We start from the raw sequence: 18,201 nt of genomic DNA, 5'->3' as shown, positions 1-18,201 counted from the left end.
GACGAACGTCTTACGACCCATTGCCAGATGGCTCGTATCGCGCCCCGGTCATAAGGTCAGGCTCATATCATACGATTTTATGAGTGCCCCAAATGACCGATGTCACCTGCCAGAGCCTTGCCAGCACCGTTGCCGCCAAAGCGCGCGCTGTCCGGTATAACGACGCCGCCCCCGTGCTCGTGGAAACGGCCGTGGCGGCCGGGCAGGGCCGGCTCACAGCGGACGGTGCCTTTGTTGCCGATACCGGTAAGTTCACAGGCCGCTCACCTGCCGACAAATTCATCGTGCGCGACGATTTGACCGAAAATCTCGTCTGGTGGGACAACACCAAGGCGATGGATCGCACCCAGTTCGACGTGCTGCTTGCCGATTTTGCCGAAACGCTCGAAGGCGCCGATCTCTTCAGCCAACAATTGCTGGCCGGGGCAGAGCTCAAGCACCAACTCAATGTCGAAGTGGTGACCCCCTCGGCTTGGCATGCGCTGTTCATCCGCAATCTCCTGATCCGACCAGCGCGTGCCGGTCTCAAGGGTTTTGCGCCTGATGTCACCATCCTTCACAACCCGAACTTCAAGGCCGATCCAGCACGGCATGGCACACGGACCGAAACGGTGATTGCGCTCGATTTGTCGCGCAATATCGTTTTGATCGGCGGGACGGCCTATGCAGGTGAAATCAAAAAGTCGGTCTTCTCGCTCTTTAATTTCCACGCGCCGTCCAATGGCGTCCTGCCCATGCACTGCTCGGCAAACACAGGCCGCGGCGGCGACACGGCGCTGTTCTTCGGGCTTTCGGGCACCGGCAAGACCACGCTTTCGACCGATCCCGAGCGCATCCTGATCGGGGACGATGAGCATGGGTGGTCCGATGATGGCGTCTTCAATCTCGAAGGCGGTTGCTACGCTAAGACCATCAATCTCTCGGCCAAGGCAGAGCCCGAAATCTTTGCCGCCACCAAGCGGTTCGGCACGGTTCTCGAAAACGTTGTGCTCGATGACGCCAGCCGCGAACCCGATTTTGCCGACGGCTCCAAAACAGAAAACACGCGCGCGGCCTACCCGCTCTATGTGCTCGACAACGTCTCGCGCACCGGAACCGGCCCGACGCCCAACAATGTCGTGCTCTTGACCGCCGACGCCTTTGGCGTTCTGCCTCCAATTGCCCGGCTATCGCCCGAACAGGCGATCTACCACTTCCTTTCGGGCTACACGGCCAAGGTGGCCGGGACCGAGCGCGGCGTGACCGAGCCTGAAGCGACGTTCTCGGCGTGTTTCGGTGCGCCGTTCATGAGCCTTCACCCTACCGTCTATGGCCGCATGCTCAAAAAGCGCATCCGCGAGAGCCTTGCCGAATGCTGGCTGATCAACACTGGCTGGACCGGCGGTCCCTACGGCGTGGGTAACCGTATTTCGATCAAGGATACCCGCCGGCTGCTCAATGCGGCGCTGTCGGGCGAGTTGATCAATGTTCCCGCCCGCATCGATCCGGTGTTCGGTTTTGCCGTGCCGCTCGCTGTCGAAGGCGTCGAAACCAGCCTCCTCAACCCCCGCGAAAGCTGGGCGGATAAGGATGCCTATGACCGCCAGTCGGCCCGATTGGTCAATTTGTTCGAAGCCAATTTCGAAAAGTTTGCCGCTGCCGATGCGCAGATCGCCGAGGCCGGACCAAGGCTAGCCATCGCCGCCGAATAGGTCGCGAACATTCAAAAGCAGAAAAGCCCGAACGTCAGGTTCGGGCTTTTTTCGTTTCAGCGCGGCGATCAATAAAAAATATGGTTTCCGATGGCGGCGACCTCGACATAGGCGGATGCCCAGGAGGGATTGACGTTCGTCGTATGGAAATGCATCGCGGTTGTCAGTCCGTCCTCGTGCTGCTTGCCTTCGAGGAACTTGCGATAGGCGATTTGGGCCATCAGGTGAGATTGCACCCAGCTTTCGCGGTCGATGATATTGCCCCCACCGCCATCGTCAGGGCGGCCGTCGCAGGCAAAAGAGAACTGGCAGCGATTGCGAAGATGGGCGTTCTGGAAGACGACGCCACAGACCGTATCGGGATAGGTGCGGCTTTCGACGCGGTTGAGAATGACCGAGGCTACCGCCCACTGGCCGCTATCGGGCTCTCCACGCGATTCATGATAGATCGCTTGACCCAGGCAATAGACCTCGCTCGCAGCAAGCTCCTTGCGATCATTGGTCGTCATGAAGTTTTCTTGCGAAACGTACTGTAGCACCATGTCCTGGGTGAGCATCGTAATGTCTTCAGCCTGCGCACCGAGCGCGGGAAAAATTGACATCGCGATAGAACAGACCAGCCCCACAATGGCGTGACCGCGGCGCGCCATGTTTACCCCTTGCGTCTTTTCGGCGCCAAGCCCGGCAGCCGTTTTTTGTTACGTTTACCCTTAATTAAGCCCGTCGATTAACGCGACGTTAAGCTTAATTGTTGGTTAACGTACCCCATTTTGCATGGGCGTGAGAAGAGGGGTAAGGCAGCGCCATTAGCGCCAGATGGCTAAAAATAGCGGCATTTGAAGCAATATCGCCCGATGTGGCGGGCGGACAACGCTGTGGATCAATTGTGGGCGCGGTCAGTCAGTTGCGGCTGAGCCCCAGCGCTGCCTGGGTTAGAGCACCAGAACGCCGGCGTGTTTGGCCTTATCGTCAGGCTCGACATGGATGGTGATCATGGCCTCTGGAAAGTTCGATTTTATCCCAGCTTCGATGCGATCGCAGATGACATGGGCGTCTTCCACGGTCATGGTACCGGGAACGACGAGGTGGAAATCGACAAAAACGACCTTGCCCGCCTGACGGGTCCGCACGTCGTGAGCCTCGATCGCACCCCCTGCATTGGCGCTGATCGTCTCACGGATCGACTCGAGTTGCTCAGAAGGGACCGCAACGTCCATGAGCTGTCCCACGCTGCGCGACAGCAGCTTCCAGCCCGACCATAAGATGTTGAGCCCCACCAGCGCCGCCAGGGCGGCATCGAGCACTGGCTGTCCGGTTGCGACAACGAGGACAAGGCCTACAGCCACGCCTATCGAGGACACAACGTCGGTCCAGAGGTGATGTCCGTCGGCTTCGAGCGCGGGAGAGAGCAGTTTGCGGCCCTGACGGATCAGGATCATGCACCAGAACGCGTTGATCGCGGTCGCCACCATCGAGATGGCGATGCCTTCGACCGGCGCATCGATGGGCTCTGGGGCGATGAACCCCTGATAGGCCTGATGGAAGATCAGAAGCGCGGCAACGACGATGAAAACGCCCTCGATCACGGCCGAAAAATATTCCGCCTTGTGATAGCCATAGGGCATCCGATGATCAGCCGGGCGCGCCGCGAGCCGTATGGCGATCAGCGCCGCGATCGCGGTGGCGAGGTTGACGATCGATTCGAGAGCGTCGGACAGAAGCGCCACAGACCCGGTAATCTGTGCAGCCCAAAGCTTGAGCGCCAGAACCAGGATCGCGATTGCGATACTGCCTAGGGCGAGTTTGAGAACCTGGGACATGGGACAGCTCCGCGATGGCATAGCGTTTGCCGTAACCCAGGCTGCGCCCCTTGTCTATCCTCTTGATTTTACTTGCAAATGCCTTTGCGACCCATTTGCAGATCTAGGTCTCGGACGGCTCGCGCTCGCTTGCCTGCAAAGGGGCCTGGAGCCGGTGGCGACTGGCTCTAGGGGCGGCAACGAGATGGTCGTGAGCGTGCGCCAGACTCTCGAGCACAGCCACGCAAAGCGCTGCCACGTCGTCGGAGGGCGTTACGAGGTCGGGCACCATGACCGTCCGCATGCCCGCCGCATGGGCGGCGCGCACGCCGGAAAAGGAATCCTCGAACGCCACGCAATGCTCGGGAGCGACGCCCAGCCGTTCGGCGGCCATGAGATAGGGCTCAGGATGAGGCTTGGGATGGACGACATCGTCCCGGGTAACGATCGTATCAAAGAACGGCAACACACCGGCGCGATCGAGATGGCTCATGGCGTGATTGGCCCGCGAGGACGTGGCCACCGCCAAGGGAATATCGAGGGCCTTGAGCGCACCGAGCAGTTCAACGGCGCCGGCCTTTACCGGCACATTGTCGGCTAGCATCACATGCATGGTTGCCCGGCATTTGGCGTCAAAGTTTTCGTAGTCGAAATTGTCGCCGAAGGTCTCGACCAGGAGCTGTGCCGTCGCCTCATGGGACGAGCCCACGATGCGGCCATGCACATCGCTGGTCATTTCAAACCCCATCTCCGTGCAGACCTCAAAGACGATAGTGCGAAACGCCGCCTCGGTGTCGAGGAGGGTTCCGTCCATGTCAAAGATCACGGCGTCGAAAGGATGGGAGAGGGCGATCATGCGTGCTTTCTCGGTTCTTGAAAGCACGCTGCTTTAGCACGGGCCATCGCACGAGCAAAGGCGACACCCCGTCTCGCTGACTGCCAATTCATCTACTGTCCTCGTCTGCATCTGGGCCCTCGTCAACGTCGGGCAGCTGCTGTTCGACCGGGACGGTCTTGGTTTTGGGTTTGCGCTTGCGTTTAGGCTTGGGCACTTCGATGCCATCGTCGGACTGGATGATTGCCGTAGGCGCGGTACCCTGACCTTGCGTGGCCTCTTCGACGGTTTGGCTCATGACGCGGATGGGGGGCGCCTTGCCGGTCTTGTCCTCGCCGAAATAGAGCGTCTGGTGCGGGAAGGGAATTTCGATCCCGCGCTCGTCGAATATGCGTTTGACGATGCCGTTATAAGCTCGCTTGATGCCCCATTGCTGGCCGGGCAGGGTCTTGATGCGGCCACGGAATACGACTTCGCTCGCTCCGAACGCATTGACGCCGAACCATTCGAAGTCACCGATGATGGCATTTTTAATCTGGGGATCGGCTTTGAGCTCATCAAAGGCATCCGACATCGCCTGTTTCACGTAGGCGGCGTCTTCGCGGTAGGAAACGCCCATGTCGATGAGCGCAAAGGAGAAGCCGCGCATGAAATTGGTTACGGTGTCGACCGAAGAGAACGGGATGATGTGATAGGACCCCTCGACGTCACGCAGGGACACCGAGCGGATGGTCAAGCGTTCAACGCTGCCCGATATTCCCCCAACCGAGACGACGTCGCCCACGTCGATCGCGCCTTCGAGCTGGATGAAGATGCCGGTGATGATGTCTTGAACGAGCTTTTGCGCGCCAAAACCGATGGCGAGTCCGAGAACACCGGCCGAGGCAAGGAGAGGCGCGATATTGATGCCGATCTCCGAGAGAATGAACATCAGCGTGACGACGATGATCGCAATGGTCAGCGCGTTGCGCATCAAAGCAAAGAGGGTGCGCTTGCGCGCCGTTGCGGCAGGGGCGAGCGTGGGATTGACCTGACTGTCGACCCAGGCGTTAAGCCCCACCCAGGCGATGATCGAGAGCGCCAGGATGACAAGGATTGTGACCAGCGAGCCCGCTACGCGCGCGCCAAATTCACCTTCAATGAAATCCACGAAGTTGAAAAAACCCAGCTTGTGCAGGCAGAACACCACGATCGAAGTGATGACGATGAAGCGGACAACCTTCAAGATCGCGGGCACTATGTGCTGCAGCTGACGCTGCAGTTCGGGCGATCTGCGCCGGACATTTTCCGGCAGAAGAATACCGCCGCGGGTCATGCGCTTGATGATGTTCAAGACGATAATGCCGACAAGGATGGCGATCACCACCTGCAGATTGTCCCAGATATAGGCCTGGAACTGGACGCTGGTGCGCGTCAGAGCGACGACGGCAAGCAGGCCGAGATAGAGCAGGGCGAAGATGTGCCAATTCTTGATCGGCAAGGCGAGCCCGCGGCGGGCTTCCTTGTTTTCGATCATCGCCATCATCTTGTATTTCACCGGCTTGCGCGCCACGAGAACCGCTACAGCTGCGGTCAGAAGGGTCAGTAGAAGCAAAACGATGGAAATGGCGCGGCCGGCTGCAAACGAAACGCTGGCGGTCAAAAGCGGCAGTACGAGCATTTGCCCGAAGACAAATAGCGAAATCAGCAGCCGCAACCAGCGCATGACCGTTCGCGCTTCGCCATCACTCAAATGCACGAGGCGCTGTTCAGGAATATTGGGCGAAACGATCGTCAAAGCGATCGCCATGATCACCTCAACGATCAGGAACGCGTTGAGATAGAGCGCGTGCTCGAGCCGGATTTCACCGGCGTCTCCGAGGAAGCTGACGGCGACGCCATAGCCGATGGCATAAGGGAGTGCAGCAGCAAGCAGATCGAGAACGAACTCCAGGATCAGGGCAACGGGTTTGGCGATCCAGCCGCCCGAATTAAACAACGCACGCAATCTTTCCCGCGGCGCGTGAGAGAGGCGCCGCACCAGCATCAGCCCCGCATAGGTCAGGACGATCAGGATCGCGACATTTGTCAGGATGTCCCAAAGGCTGTTGAGCTGGGAGATCGAGAGCGCGGAAAATATCTGTGGCGTGTTGGACAATTGCCGCCACAGCTGGCTCAGCGATGCCGCGGTGTTTTCGACTGCATTGCGCGTCACATCGGAAATCCGCCCACCGATCGAGCGCAATTCGTCTGTTGCATCAACTGTTTGCGTGGCTTCCTCGGGCGCAGCTCCACTTTCCGCCGCGCTGGCCTCGAGCTCGGCGATCAGGGCATCGCGGGCCGCATCGTCGCGCAGCACTTCGATCAGTTGACTGAGGGCCTGTTGGGGATCGCTTTGCGGTTCGGCCGCCTCCTGCGCTGCCAGGGGCAGGGCGAGAACAAGGACGAAAAGCGCAGACAAGAGCAGCGTTAAGGGGCGAAGGACGGTCTGGGTCAGGACGGCTGGCATGGAGCTTTGCGGCTTGGTTCGTACAGGTGATTTGGCGCAAGGCTACAAGCCTTTGGGGCGGGGTTGAACCCCCATGGCCCAAATGGGTTGCCCGCGAAGCGCTTGGCGCGGCGTCGAATCGGCATATTGTGAGGGCGTGACAGCTCAAGGCGGGAGACCATCATGGCGGCGGGAAAAGTGATTATCGGGGTCGGCGGCTGGACCTTCGAGCCATGGCGCGGGCCCTATTATCCCGATGGTCTCACCCAGAAGCGCGAGCTCGAATATATGGGTTCGACGATGACCGGGGTTGAGGTCAACGGCACGTTTTATGGCAGCCAGAAGCCCGAAAGTTTTCGCAAATGGCACGATGAGGTGCCCGACGATTTTGTCTTTACGCTCAAGGGCACGCGCTATGCGACCAACAAGAAGGTGCTGGGCGAGGCGGGGGATTCGGTCAACCGGTTCGTCAGCAGCGGGATCGTTGAGCTCAAGGACAAGCTGGGGCCGATCAACTGGCAATTGGCGGCGACAAAAAAGTTCGATCCCGATGATTTCGAAGCGTTTTTGAAGCTGCTGCCGAGAGAGCATGAAGGCCGTACGCTGCGGCATGCGCTGGAAACGCGGCACGAGAGTTTTGCCAATGGGGAGGCTGTGGACCTGGCGCGAAAGCATGGCGTGGCGCTGATCACGGGGGCCGATGCCGAATATCAGGTGATCGCCGACGCGACAGCGGATTTCGTCTATCTGCGACTGCAGGGGACCAGCGAGGATCAGGACAAGGGCTATTCGGATACCGATCTCGATCGGTGGGCGGAGCGGATCGTCACCTATGCCAAAGGCGGGGTGCCCGACGATCTGCCGGTTCGTGGCGCGGCGGCCAAGGAGACGCCGCGCAACGTTTTCGCCTTTGTCATTTCGGGGTTCAAGGAGAAGAACCCGGCGGCGGCGATGGCACTGATCGAGCGGGTGAAGTCCCGGCTTTAGGCGACTTTCGTCATCGCCTGATCTTGAGCGTAAGCGCGGCCGAAGCGGTTGGCGAGGAAGGTGTCGAGGTCGATATCTTCCTGCTGCACAAAGCCTTTTTGCGGTAATTGTCCCATGGCGAGCATGTCGAGGACGGTCGAAATGCCTGCTGCTGTCGTGATCTGGATGGCTGAACGCTCGCGGTTGCCGACATAGCCTGACAGGATCGTGCGCGCGAAACGCTCGAATGCTGGCTTGCCGTTTTTCGTACCGGTGACTTCGACCAGAATAACCACCATGTCCTGACGCGTGGTGCTTAGGGCGTGACGGAAAATGTCGAGGGCGAGATCTCGGCGGTCCTTGAGGTTGAGATCGTTGAGCAAGAGCTTCATGATCCGGGCGTGGCCGGGGTAGCGGATAGTGCGGTAGTTGAGGTTTTTGACTTTACCGGCAAGCACTTGCGGGGTGGAACCCAGTCCGCCAGAGGTGTTGAACGCCTCGTATCTGACGCCGTCGAGGGTGAATTCCTCAATGTCTTCAAGGGGTGCTATCTCGCTCAGCTTGCCGTCGACGATCGCTTCGCAAGGTTCGCAATATTCGTTGATCACCCCTTCGGGCGACCAGGTGAGCGCGTAGTTGAGGACGTTGGTGGGAAATTGCGGCAGGGCGCCGACTTTCATTTTCACATCTTCGAGCGTGTCGAAACGCTTGGCGAGGCTCATTGCGGCGATGGCGATGAAACCCGGAGCGAGACCGCATTGCGGAATGAACGCTGTCTCGGCTTTTGCCGCTATCTCTTTGACGCGGCGGGTGGATTTCACGTCTTCGGTCAGATCGAAATAGTGAACTTTTGCCGCTGCGGCGGCTTCGGCGATGCGGATGGTCAGGGAATAGGGGGCGGCTGAGAGGACGGCGAATTTGCCGTTGAGCACAGCTTCGAGCGCGCCGGGTTCGGCCACTTCGCAGCGGGCGGTTTTGACCTCCGGGCCGGTGTCGAGCGCGGCCAGAGCTTCTTGGGAGCGGTCGATGACGGTGACGGCGTAATCACCGGATCGGCTCAGCATATCGGCGATTGTGGCTCCGATGCGACCGGCGCCGACGACTACGATTTCCTTCATGCCATCCTCCTTTGGATGACAACAGGATGCCATGAGATTTCGTTGATTTGCAGACTGCGTTCGGGCACAATCGCGGCGGCAAACGCGCAATATGCCGAAAATTTACGCCACAATGACGAAAATTAACGCCGACCAAATGCTTTTGGCGCTGTTGCGGGAAAATGCCCGCATGCCGGTGGCTGAAATTGCCCGGCGACTGGGCGTATCGCGCTCCACTGCGCAAAGCCGGCTGGAGCGACTTGAGCGGAACGGCACAATTGCGGGATATGCCGTAAAACTCTCGGGCGGATATCTTTCCAACCAGATCCGCGCGCATCTGATGGTGACCGTGTCGCCCAAGCTGACCGCGCAGGTGGTCAAGGTTCTCGATTCGATGGTCCAGGTGCGGACGGTTCATTCGGTTTCGGGCAGTTTCGACATGATCGTCATCGTGGAGGCGCCGTCTGTTGCCGAACTCGATAGCGTTATCGACACGATCGGCGCTCTCGATGGGGTGGAGCGGACGATGAGTTCGATAATCCTTTCAACCCGCATCGAACGCTGAGCATATTATACCCGCTGGGGGTAGCGGGGATTACTTCCTGATTTCGTAAAGGCGATAGCTGTCGTTTTTGGGCGCAAAAGCCATGAGGAAATGGTCGTCGCCGATCTTGTAAATCTCGGCCACCGCGTCAAATTCGCGCTGCTGGGGCGTGGTTTCGCCCACCATCTGCGACGAATAAAGGCGTGGAGTTTCATAGCCATAGTAGAGGGCGCCAACGAAAAAGACGGTGTCTTCATCGAGCTGGGCCATCAGGCCGCGGTGGCGCTGGGAGCCGGTGTTCTTATCAAAGAAATAGGCCTCGCCTTCGGGGTAAATCCGGGCCGGGAAATACTGGTAGGCGATTGCGCCGAGATCACTCGCCTGGAGGGAGCGCATGCGCCAGTTTCCGTCGAGTTCTTCAATTGAAAAAGGCTGGTGTTCAGCGGCGATCAGCTCGCGAATTTCGTCAATTGAATCAAGGACTACGAACTCTTCGGGGTCGTCTTCCAGTAGGTCGAGTTGCTTGGCGAGGCCTGTTTGCCAGCCCTCAGCTAGGGATTGGTCTTCGGGGTGCAATTGCTCGAAAAGCTGGGCGGAATAGCCTTCAAGATCAGGGGTTTCGGCGTGTCCCGGAAGGGCAAAAACAAGCGCGAAAAGCAATCCGATCAGGTACCGCAAAACAACCTCCACAAGTATGCATATATGGCTCGAGATCGGCGATTGTGGACATGATCTACGGCGCTATTCTGGCATTGGAAACGATATCGTAAATTTTGCGACCCGATTGGGCGTCAAAACCGTGCAAATGCGCGTGGGGGACGTGGATTTTGAGCCGGTCGCCGGTCTCACCCTGATGGATGCCCTGGGCACGGACCACCATATCCTTGGCGATGCCTTCGGCGTGAACATAGACGAGACTTTCCGATCCGACGAGTTCGATGGCATCGAGGATGACGTCGAAGGCGATGTGCGGCGCCGAGGGTGCTGCGAGCAACATGTCTTCGGGGCGGATGCCGATGGTGCCGGTCGCGGTGGGTATGGTGTCGGGCAGGGTGCCAGCGAGGGTCTTTAGGGTTTCGACGGGCACAAGGTTCATGCCGGGCGAGCCCATGAAGCCGGCGACGAAGACCGAGGCGGGGTCGGTATAGATATCGAGGGGCTTGCCGACCTGTTCGATGACGCCGCCGTTCATCACGACGAGCTTATCGGCGAGGGTCATGGCTTCGAGCTGGTCGTGGGTGACATAGACCGACGTGGTGCCCAGGGTTTTCTGCAGACGGCGGATTTCGACCCGCATCTGGCCGCGCAGTTTTGCATCGAGGTTGGAGAGCGGTTCGTCGAAGAGGAACGCCTTGGGCTTGCGCACGATGGCACGGCCCATGGCGACGCGCTGGCGCTGGCCGCCCGAAAGCTGGCGCGGCTTGCGATCGAGGAATTGTTCGATTTCAAGAATGCGCGCGGCTTCGTTTACTCGCGCTTCGATTTCGGGTTTGGGCGTGTTGCGGTTTTTGAGCCCGTATTCAAGATTTCCGCGCACCGTCATGTGGGGATAGAGCGCGTAGTTCTGGAACACCATGGCGATGTCGCGGTCCGCGGGCTCGAGGGTGTTGACGACGCGCTCGCCGATGGAAATTTCGCCGGCGGTGATGGTCTCGAGCCCGGCAATCATGCGCAACAGGGTGGACTTGCCGCAGCCCGAGGGGCCCACGAGCACGACGAGTTCGCCATCGGCGATCGAAAGATCGATGCCTTTGATGGCTTCGACATTGCCGGGATAAATCTTGGTGACACGGGAAAGGTTTATCGTTGCCATTGTTGTTATTTCTCCGTTTCCACCAGGCCCTTGACGAACAGGCGCTGCATGAAGATGACGACGAGGACGGGGGGCAGCATGGCGAGGATCACGGCGGCCATGATGAGATTCCATTGCGGCTCGGTATCGCCGCGCGCCGCAAGGCGCTTGATGCCCATGACGACCGTGTAATAGCGGCTGTCGGTGGTGACGAGCAGCGGCCAGAGATATTGCACCCAGCCATAGATGAACATGATGACCGAGAGCGCTGCGATGTTGGTGCGGCTCAGGGGCAAGAGGATATCTTTAAAGAACTTGATCGGGCCGGCGCCATCGACGCGAGCGGCTTCCATCAATTCGTCGGGGACCGTCAGAAAGAACTGGCGGAAGAGGAAGGTGGCGGTGGCCGAGGCGATCAGGGGCAGGGTGAGGCCGACATAGGAATTCAAAAGCCCCAGATCGGACACCACGGCGAAGGTTGGAATGATGCGCACTTCGACCGGCAGCATCAGGGTGATGAAGATGATCCAGAAGGCAAAGGTCCGAAAGGGGAATTTGAAATAGACGATTGCATAGGCCGAGATGATCGAGATCGATATCTTGCCGACCGTTATGATGATGGCCATCCATGTAGAGTTGATGAGCATCAGCCAGAGCGGCGGGGCGCCGGCCGTGGACATGCCGGTTGTCAGCATTTCCCAGTAATTGTCGATCATCGAGGGGCCCGGCAGGAGCGGGGTGATCGAGCGGTAGAAGGTGCCGGGCGCCTGGGTGGAGGCGATGAACGCGATATAGACCGGGAAGACGACGATCGCGACGCCGATGATCAGGATCAGGTGGGTGGCGACATTGAGCCAGGGGCGATTTTCAACCATTGGGGTTTCTCCAGGCTCAGTACTGCACGCGCCGCTCGACATAGCGGAACTGGACGAAGACCAGACCGATGACGATGAGCATCAAAATGACCGATTGGGCGGCTGACGAGCCGATGTTGAGCCCGAGGAACCCGTCGGCATAGACCTTGTAGACGAGGATGTTGGTAGCCTGGTTCGGGCCGCCCGAGGTGGTGCCGTCGATGACCCCAAACGTGTCGAACATGGCGTAATTGACGTTGATGATGAGGAGGAAGAACGTCGTGGGCGACAAGAGCGGGAAGACGATCGTCCAGAAGCGCTTGAAGGGGCCCGCGCCATCGATGGCGGCGGCTTCGTTCAGCGACGCAGGGATCGATTGCAGCCCCGCGAGAAAGAACAGGAAATTATAGGAAATCTGCTTCCACGCGGCGGCGATGATCACAAGGATCATCGCGTGGTTGCCGACGATCCTGTGGTTCCAGTTGATGCCGAACTGGCCGAGCACATAGGGCAGGATGCCGATCGAGGGGTTGAACATGAACCACCACAAGATGCCGGCAACGACCGGGGCAACGGCGTAGGGCCAGACGAGAAGGGTGGTGTAAATCTTTCCAGTGCGCAGCAGGCGATTGACGGCGACGGCCATCAGAAGGGCGATCGCCATGGAGATGAAGGTGACGCCGACGGCAAAGATCAGGGTGCGGCCGAAGGCGTTCAGATAGGTCGGGTCGGCGAAAAGCCGCGTGTAATTATCGAACCAGATAAAGGTGGTGCGCAGGCCGAAGGGATCTTCGCGCTCGAAGCTCGATTTGATGGCCTGGGCGGCGGGCCAGATGAAAAAGATGATGGTGACGGCAAGCTGGGGGGCGAGCAGCAGATAGGGCAGGCCCTTGTTGGAAAAGATCGTTCGCTTGGTCTGCATATTCGGCCCCGGCTGTGCGGTTGGTCTTTTTGATTTGGCCCCGAGGCGGCTGGGGCCGTCTTGGGGCGATTTTGGGCGCGGCGCTTTTGGCAGGCGCTGCTGCTGGGCCCCGGGAATGCATCCCGGGTGACGGGGGTGGGTGAGGTGGGTGCTGGGGCCTTCTCTCGCTCAGCAGCCCCTTACCCTAGCCCTCTCCCCGGCGGGGAGAGGGGACAGGCTGGTGGATGGGGAAAGGCCGGGTCATCAAAGACCGGCCACCGCCCCCAACCACTTAGCCGTTGGCGGCTTCGAATTCGCGGAGAAGGGCGTTGCCGCGGGTGACGAGGGAGTCGAGGGCTTCCTGGGCGGTTTTGTCGCCCGCGAGGACGGCTTCGAATTCTTCGTCGATCAGGGCGCGGATCTGGGTGTAGGAGCCGAACCTTATGCCCTTGGAATTTTCATTGGGCTCGACGCGGGTCATCTGCAGGATCGAGGTGTCCGAGCCGGGGTTTTCTTCGTAATAGCCCTGTTCCTGGCCAAGCTCGTAAGACGCGTTGGTGATGGGGAGATAGCCGGTGAACTGGTGCCAGTCCGCCTGGACTTCGGGGCTCGAGAGATAGTCGTAGAACGCCGCGACGCCTGCATATTCTTCGGCAGGGCGGCCCTGAAGCGTCCAGAGGGTGGCGCCGCCGATGATCGAGTTCATCGGGCTGTCGATGACGTCGTCATAATAGGGGAGCGGGGCGAAACCGACTTCGAAATCGGCATTGGCGACGATGGCGGCGCGACCGGCCGAGGAGTTCATGAACAGGCCGCATTCGCCGGCCAGGAACAGGGGCTGCGCATCTGGGCCGCCTTCGGGGCCGCCGTAACGGAAGATGCCTTCGTCCTGCCAGCGCTTGAGATTGTCCCAATGGGTGGCGAGGTGTTCGTTGTTCATGACGAACTCGGTGCCCAGACCGCCAAAGCCGTTCTCCATCGTGCCATAGGGCAGATCGTGAAGGGCCGAGAAGTTTTCGGTGTGGATCCAGGAAATCCACGCTGTGGTGAGACCGCAAGGGGCGGCGCCGGAGTCGACGATCTGGTTCATCGCCGCTTCCATTTCGGCCCAGGTGGCCGGGGGTGTTTCGGGGTCGAGACCGGCTTCTTCGAACACGTCCTTGTTGTAGTACATGATCGGGGTGGACGAGTTGAACGGTAGCGAGAGGATGTTGCCTTCCGTGTCGGAATAATAGCCCACGACCGAGGAGAGATAATTGGCCGGATCGAATTCGAGGCCGTTGTCTGCCATGAGCTGATAGACCGGATAGACGGCGCCTTCGGCGGCCATCATTGTACCGGTGCCCACTTCATAGACCTGAACGATCGCCGGCTGTTCGTTGGCCCGGAAGGCGGCGATGGCGGCGGTCAGCGTTTCGCCATAGGTGCCGCGATAGACGGGGACGATTTCGTAGTCGTCCTGGGTATCGTTAAAGCCCTGGGCGACTTCTTCGAGCTTGGCGCCGAGCTCGCCGCTCATGGCATGCCACCAGGCGATTTCGGTCTGGGCAAAGCTTGCGCCCGTCGAAGCGAGAAGCGTGGCGAGGGCGGTGCCGGTCGCCAGAAGTGTCTTAGACATGATGTTCTCCCGATCAAAGTCGTTGCGACCGCGTCCCGGCCGATGGCTTGCGCCATGGCCAGATGCCTAATCGGGGCGTGCAAAGCTCAGGTGACGATCTCGTGACGTTTGCGTGACGGTGCAAAACCCTGCATGTCAGGGTTTGCCGTTCTGTAACGACGGTGTCGCGATGCCTCCCATTGCCTCCTCCTCACGCCACAATTGCGCGACCGACCGTCCGCATTTTTGCGTGACGGGTGCGACATTGTGACACTATCGTCACGATGCACAACAGGAATTTGCGTTTGCGCTACGGCCTGTCGAAAACTGCAAAGAGTTCGATGTGGGCGGAGAAGACGAATTGGTCGACGGGCGTGACCGTCGAGATTTTATAGCCACCGGCGATCAGCGAAGCGGCGTCGCGGGCGAAACTCTGGGGATCGCAGCTGACATAGGCGATTGTTTTGACCTTCGATCGTGCCAGCTCGGCGATCTGGGCTTCGGCGCCGGCGCGGGGTGGATCTAGGACGACGGCGTCGAAGCGCTTGAGTTCGAAATCGACGAGGGGTTCACGGAAGAGATCGCGCCGTTCGGCGGTGATGGGCTTTAAGCCCTTTGTGTTGCGCCGAGCCGCGTCGAGGGCGGCCAAGGCCGGGACGTCGCTATCGGCGGCAAAGACCGGTGCGGACTGGGCCAGGCGTAGGGCGAAGGGTCCGACGCCGCAAAAGAGGTCGGCGATTTTCTTGCGGCTCTTGACCGCTTCGACCACCAGACCGGCAAGAATATTTTCGGCTTCGGCTGTGGCTTGGAGAAAGCTCGATACGGGGACCGGCACCAGGGACGGCCCCATGGTGACGAAGGGCTGGCGGTGGACGATCAGCGGCTCGCCATTGAGCGACAGTCGGGCGAGATCGAACTGGCGTGCAATGGCGGTGAGCCTAGAGTTGGGCTTGCCGCCCTTCACGCGGATGGCGATGTCGAGGCCGAGATCTGTGGCGGTAAAGGCGATATCGCAGGGCCCGAGGGTTGCCGCGATGGCGCGGGCGATATCGGGGGCCGGCGCGAGGGCCGGCACGAGGATGGGGCAGCGATCGAGATCGTGAATGTCGTGGCTGCGGAGCGCCATGAACCCGGCGACAGCGCTATGGCCCGCTCGCGCGCTGGCCGCGTGCAGCGTGGCGCGGCGGCGGCCAGCGCCGTGGGCCATGACGGGGTCGGCGACTTCGGCCTCGACACCGGCGCGCGAGAGCGCATCGACGACGAGGCCGCGCTTGAAGGCAAGATAGGCCGGGGGCGTCAGATGCTGGAGCTGGCAGCCGCCGCAGGCGCCGAAATGCGGGCAGGGGGCGGGCTGGCGATCGGGGCTGGGGGTAAGGATGTCGACGAGCTGGCCGCGATTGCCCTCGATCTCGGCGGTGATCGTTTCGCCGGGCAGGGTCAGGGGAACAAAGACTGGCTTGTCGCGGCGCATGGCAACGCCTTCGCCGCGATGGCCGAGGCGTTCGATGGTGAGGGTTTCTGTCATCGGCCTAAGAGGTCGGCGGCGATGCGGTCTTCGACGGCATAGCGCTCGGGAATGGAGGGCTGGGCGCCCGGGGTGAGGCAGGCAAGGCCAGCGGCAACCGAAGCGCGCGCCATGGCGGAGGTGAGATCGATCTCTTCGGCAAGACCGGCAGCGAGATAGCCCACGAAGGTATCGCCGGCGCCGACGGTGTCGACGGGTTTGATCTTGAGGGCGGGGACCGTGGTGGGGGTCTCTTCGGCCACGGCGATGGCCCCGCGCGCGCCGAGGGTGGCGACGACGGTGATGCCGAGGCGTTCGGCCAGCCAGGCGACGGACGCGGCTTCTTCTAACTTTGGCGCCTTGAGCAGAGTGAGGACGCCGGCGAGCTCGGTTTCGTTGACGACGAGGATGTCTATGGTTTCGAGCAGGGCGAGATCGAAATCCATGATGGGCGCGAGGTTGAGGATCACCTTGGCGCCGACCTTGCGTGCGTGTCGCGCGGCGCCGATGACGCCGTCGATGGGGGTTTCGAGCTGGAGGAGGAGATAGTCGCCCTCTGCGATGCCGGCCTGTTCCAGCGCCATGGCGGTGAGGCGCGAATTGGCGCCGGGAAGGACGGTGATCATGTTCTCACCCTCGTCGTCGACGATGATGAGGGCCGTGCCGGTATGGCGGTCCATGCGGCGCACGCCGGAGAGATCGATTTCCGCTTCGCTGAGGAGGGCCAAAGCGCGGTTGGCGAAATCGTCGGAGCCGACGCAGCCGACCATTTTCACTTCAGCGCCGGCGCGGCTGGCCGCGAGGGCCTGATTGGCCCCCTTGCCGCCGGGGGAAAATTCAAGGCTGGAGCCAAGCACGGTTTCGCCGGGGCGCATCAGGGTCGGGGCGTGCCCGATGAGATCGATATTGATCGAGCCGAAAACGACGATCATGTGGGTTCCCCTCCAAGTGTGGGCTCCTTGTGCCAAGGGCCGGGAGGGAACTCAATGGATAATTGTCAAAGACTGACCGCAACGCGTAAGCCGAGGCGGGTTTCTTCGTAGCTTGGGTTGAGGCCGGTGACGGCGCTGTGCGAGAGGCGCGCGGCGAGGGAATAGCGCGCCCAGGATCGGGTGAGCGCCACTTCAAAGCCGAGTTGGCGCTCGATGGACGTGGCCAAAGCGATGCTGCCGCGGGTTTTGGCGAAGGGGCCGAAATCGAGTTCCCAGCCCTCGGCTGGCGTAACAATGAGGCCGGCGCGGCCGGAGACCAGAGCGTCAGCATAGCCATCGGCGGGGTCAACGATATCGGCACCCATAAGGAGCGAGCCGCGCAGGGCCAGATGCGGGGAGATCGCGATGCGGACCTGGGCCTCGCCATAGGCGCGCCAGAACGTATCGAGGCCATCGATGGCGGGGAAAAGAGCATCGACGCCGCCGCGCAGGGTAAAGGCCGATCCCGCGCCATCGGCGATTTCGCCACCGGCGGCGAGGCGCAGATGGTGAAGCGGGAGGCGGCCGAACTGGGCCTGGTTGTCGGGCGGCACGGCGAGGCTTTGCCATTGGGCGGCGGCCAGGAGCGCCATCGTTTCGGACAGGGGAAAGGCGAAATCGATGCCTGCGGTGACACCATCGGTGCGGGCCGAAGCGCGCGCGGGCGGCACGAGATCGGCTTCGATATGGGTAAGATGCGGGCGGCCGGCCTCATAGCCGAGATCAAGGCCCCACATGCCATCGCCGACACGCGTTTCGTAGCGAAGGGCGGCGGAGCCGGCCAGCGTCTGTTCGCGCGCGCCGAGGCCGGGGGCGAGCTGGGTGCCGTCTTCGCCGTAAAGGAGAGCGAAGCGGCCGCGCAGGCGGGCCGTGTCCGAAAGGGCGATTTCGGGGGTGATCTCGATCCGGGCCTGAAAATCGTTCTCGCGGTAAAAGGCGAGATAGCGCGTGTCCTCGAAGGTAATTGCTGCACGCAGCGCTATCGTCTCGTCGCCCCCGACCAGCGCGATCGTGTGGGACTGGGTGAGGTAGGCGTCGTCATTTTGACCTGCACTGCCCAAGGCGTTGGAGGTCCAACCGGTTTCGATGACGGAGGTGATCTGGGGCTGGGCAAGGGCCGGCATCGCGGCGATCACGGCGCATGCGAAAAATGTCAGCCTCAGGGCGATCACGGATATGGCCT

Annotated in this window: 16 protein-coding genes; 3 read left to right on the top strand and 13 right to left on the bottom strand. The window is 60.7% G+C overall.

Annotated elements, in window-relative coordinates:
* The first annotated feature begins 92 nt into the window (after positions 1-92).
* Complete coding sequence (locus BLR31_RS03285) at positions 93-1,691, top strand: phosphoenolpyruvate carboxykinase (protein ID WP_090591434.1); 1,599 nt, start codon at positions 93-95, stop codon at positions 1,689-1,691.
* A 68-nt stretch (positions 1,692-1,759) separates the two neighbouring features.
* On the opposite strand, the gene BLR31_RS03280 is transcribed toward BLR31_RS03285, so the two are convergent.
* From BLR31_RS03280 to BLR31_RS03265, 4 genes are all read right to left on the bottom strand, one after another.
* Positions 1,760-2,341, bottom strand: a complete 582-nt coding sequence (locus BLR31_RS03280) for a cell wall hydrolase (RefSeq protein WP_090591431.1) — start codon at positions 2,339-2,341, stop codon at positions 1,760-1,762.
* A gap of 282 nt (positions 2,342-2,623) precedes the next feature.
* Positions 2,624-3,511 (bottom strand): cation diffusion facilitator family transporter, encoded by an 888-nt coding sequence (locus BLR31_RS03275; RefSeq protein WP_090591428.1) that lies wholly within the window; start codon positions 3,509-3,511, stop codon positions 2,624-2,626.
* Between the two features lie 103 nt (positions 3,512-3,614).
* Positions 3,615-4,346 (bottom strand): HAD family hydrolase, encoded by a 732-nt coding sequence (locus BLR31_RS03270; protein ID WP_090591424.1) that lies wholly within the window; start codon positions 4,344-4,346, stop codon positions 3,615-3,617.
* A gap of 88 nt (positions 4,347-4,434) precedes the next feature.
* Complete coding sequence (locus BLR31_RS03265) at positions 4,435-6,813, bottom strand: mechanosensitive ion channel domain-containing protein (protein WP_090591420.1); 2,379 nt, start codon at positions 6,811-6,813, stop codon at positions 4,435-4,437.
* Positions 6,814-6,975: 162 nt separating this feature from the next.
* Between BLR31_RS03265 and BLR31_RS03260 the strand changes: the two genes are divergently transcribed.
* Positions 6,976-7,779 carry a DUF72 domain-containing protein gene (locus tag BLR31_RS03260; protein ID WP_090591415.1) on the top strand — a complete coding sequence of 268 codons (804 nt, stop codon included), beginning with the start codon at positions 6,976-6,978 and terminating at the stop codon, positions 7,777-7,779.
* On the opposite strand, the gene BLR31_RS03255 is transcribed toward BLR31_RS03260, so the two are convergent.
* Entirely contained in the window at positions 7,776-8,876 is a 1,101-nt protein-coding gene (locus tag BLR31_RS03255; protein ID WP_090591412.1) for a saccharopine dehydrogenase family protein, read from the bottom strand. The two genes, BLR31_RS03260 and BLR31_RS03255, sit on opposite strands and share 4 nt — an antisense overlap.
* 112 nt (positions 8,877-8,988) lie before the next feature.
* Here BLR31_RS03255 and BLR31_RS03250 point away from each other — a divergent pair, with 112 nt between their 5' ends.
* On the top strand, positions 8,989-9,420 hold the full coding sequence (locus BLR31_RS03250; protein WP_090591408.1) for an Lrp/AsnC family transcriptional regulator: 432 nt from the start codon (positions 8,989-8,991) through the stop codon (positions 9,418-9,420).
* 30 nt (positions 9,421-9,450) lie between these two features.
* On the opposite strand, the gene BLR31_RS03245 is transcribed toward BLR31_RS03250, so the two are convergent.
* The 8 genes from BLR31_RS03245 to BLR31_RS03210 form a co-directional block, all read right to left on the bottom strand.
* Positions 9,451-10,077 (bottom strand): DUF4893 domain-containing protein, encoded by a 627-nt coding sequence (locus tag BLR31_RS03245; RefSeq protein WP_176762484.1) that lies wholly within the window; start codon positions 10,075-10,077, stop codon positions 9,451-9,453.
* Positions 10,078-10,132: 55 nt separating this feature from the next.
* Positions 10,133-11,212, bottom strand: a complete 1,080-nt coding sequence (locus BLR31_RS03240; protein WP_090591401.1) for a sn-glycerol-3-phosphate import ATP-binding protein UgpC — start codon at positions 11,210-11,212, stop codon at positions 10,133-10,135.
* 5 nt (positions 11,213-11,217) lie between these two features.
* The gene (gene ugpE / locus BLR31_RS03235) at positions 11,218-12,066 is read right to left on the bottom strand and encodes a sn-glycerol-3-phosphate ABC transporter permease UgpE (RefSeq protein ID WP_090591397.1); all 849 of its coding nucleotides are present in this window, start codon (positions 12,064-12,066) and stop codon (positions 11,218-11,220) included.
* A 16-nt stretch (positions 12,067-12,082) separates the two neighbouring features.
* Entirely contained in the window at positions 12,083-12,967 is an 885-nt protein-coding gene (gene ugpA / locus BLR31_RS03230; RefSeq protein WP_090591394.1) for a sn-glycerol-3-phosphate ABC transporter permease UgpA, read from the bottom strand.
* Between the two features lie 271 nt (positions 12,968-13,238).
* Positions 13,239-14,564: a sn-glycerol-3-phosphate ABC transporter substrate-binding protein UgpB gene (ugpB, locus tag BLR31_RS03225; RefSeq protein WP_090591391.1), complete on the bottom strand. Its 1,326-nt coding sequence runs from the start codon at positions 14,562-14,564 to the stop codon at positions 13,239-13,241.
* 289 nt (positions 14,565-14,853) lie between these two features.
* Positions 14,854-16,068 (bottom strand): class I SAM-dependent RNA methyltransferase, encoded by a 1,215-nt coding sequence (locus tag BLR31_RS03220; RefSeq protein WP_090591387.1) that lies wholly within the window; start codon positions 16,066-16,068, stop codon positions 14,854-14,856.
* Positions 16,065-16,979, bottom strand: a complete 915-nt coding sequence (locus BLR31_RS03215; protein ID WP_090591383.1) for a ribokinase — start codon at positions 16,977-16,979, stop codon at positions 16,065-16,067. Before BLR31_RS03215 ends, BLR31_RS03220 begins: the two co-directional genes overlap by 4 nt.
* A gap of 65 nt (positions 16,980-17,044) precedes the next feature.
* Entirely contained in the window at positions 17,045-18,190 is a 1,146-nt protein-coding gene (locus BLR31_RS03210) for a hypothetical protein (protein WP_090591379.1), read from the bottom strand.
* Positions 18,191-18,201 lie beyond the last annotated feature (11 nt).

The organism is Pelagibacterium luteolum (assembly GCF_900100665.1).
GTDB lineage: Bacteria > Pseudomonadota > Alphaproteobacteria > Rhizobiales > Devosiaceae > Pelagibacterium > Pelagibacterium luteolum.
This window is presented reverse-complemented; position numbering and strand designations above follow the sequence as displayed.

Coding starts and splice junctions, on each gene's coding strand:
- BLR31_RS03280 (WP_090591431.1), bottom strand. CDS start 2,341: ATGGCGCGCCGCGGTCACGCCATTGTGGGGCTGGTCTGTTCTATCGCG.
- BLR31_RS03220 (WP_090591387.1), bottom strand. CDS start 16,068: ATGACAGAAACCCTCACCATCGAACGCCTCGGCCATCGCGGCGAAGGC.
- BLR31_RS03260 (WP_090591415.1), top strand. CDS start 6,976: ATGGCGGCGGGAAAAGTGATTATCGGGGTCGGCGGCTGGACCTTCGAG.
- BLR31_RS03270 (WP_090591424.1), bottom strand. CDS start 4,346: ATGATCGCCCTCTCCCATCCTTTCGACGCCGTGATCTTTGACATGGAC.
- BLR31_RS03215 (WP_090591383.1), bottom strand. CDS start 16,979: ATGATCGTCGTTTTCGGCTCGATCAATATCGATCTCATCGGGCACGCC.
- BLR31_RS03275 (WP_090591428.1), bottom strand. CDS start 3,511: ATGTCCCAGGTTCTCAAACTCGCCCTAGGCAGTATCGCAATCGCGATC.
- ugpA (WP_090591394.1), bottom strand. CDS start 12,967: ATGCAGACCAAGCGAACGATCTTTTCCAACAAGGGCCTGCCCTATCTG.
- BLR31_RS03250 (WP_090591408.1), top strand. CDS start 8,989: ATGACGAAAATTAACGCCGACCAAATGCTTTTGGCGCTGTTGCGGGAA.
- ugpB (WP_090591391.1), bottom strand. CDS start 14,564: ATGTCTAAGACACTTCTGGCGACCGGCACCGCCCTCGCCACGCTTCTC.
- BLR31_RS03255 (WP_090591412.1), bottom strand. CDS start 8,876: ATGAAGGAAATCGTAGTCGTCGGCGCCGGTCGCATCGGAGCCACAATC.
- BLR31_RS03285 (WP_090591434.1), top strand. CDS start 93: ATGACCGATGTCACCTGCCAGAGCCTTGCCAGCACCGTTGCCGCCAAA.
- ugpE (WP_090591397.1), bottom strand. CDS start 12,066: ATGGTTGAAAATCGCCCCTGGCTCAATGTCGCCACCCACCTGATCCTG.
- BLR31_RS03265 (WP_090591420.1), bottom strand. CDS start 6,813: ATGCCAGCCGTCCTGACCCAGACCGTCCTTCGCCCCTTAACGCTGCTC.
- BLR31_RS03240 (WP_090591401.1), bottom strand. CDS start 11,212: ATGGCAACGATAAACCTTTCCCGTGTCACCAAGATTTATCCCGGCAAT.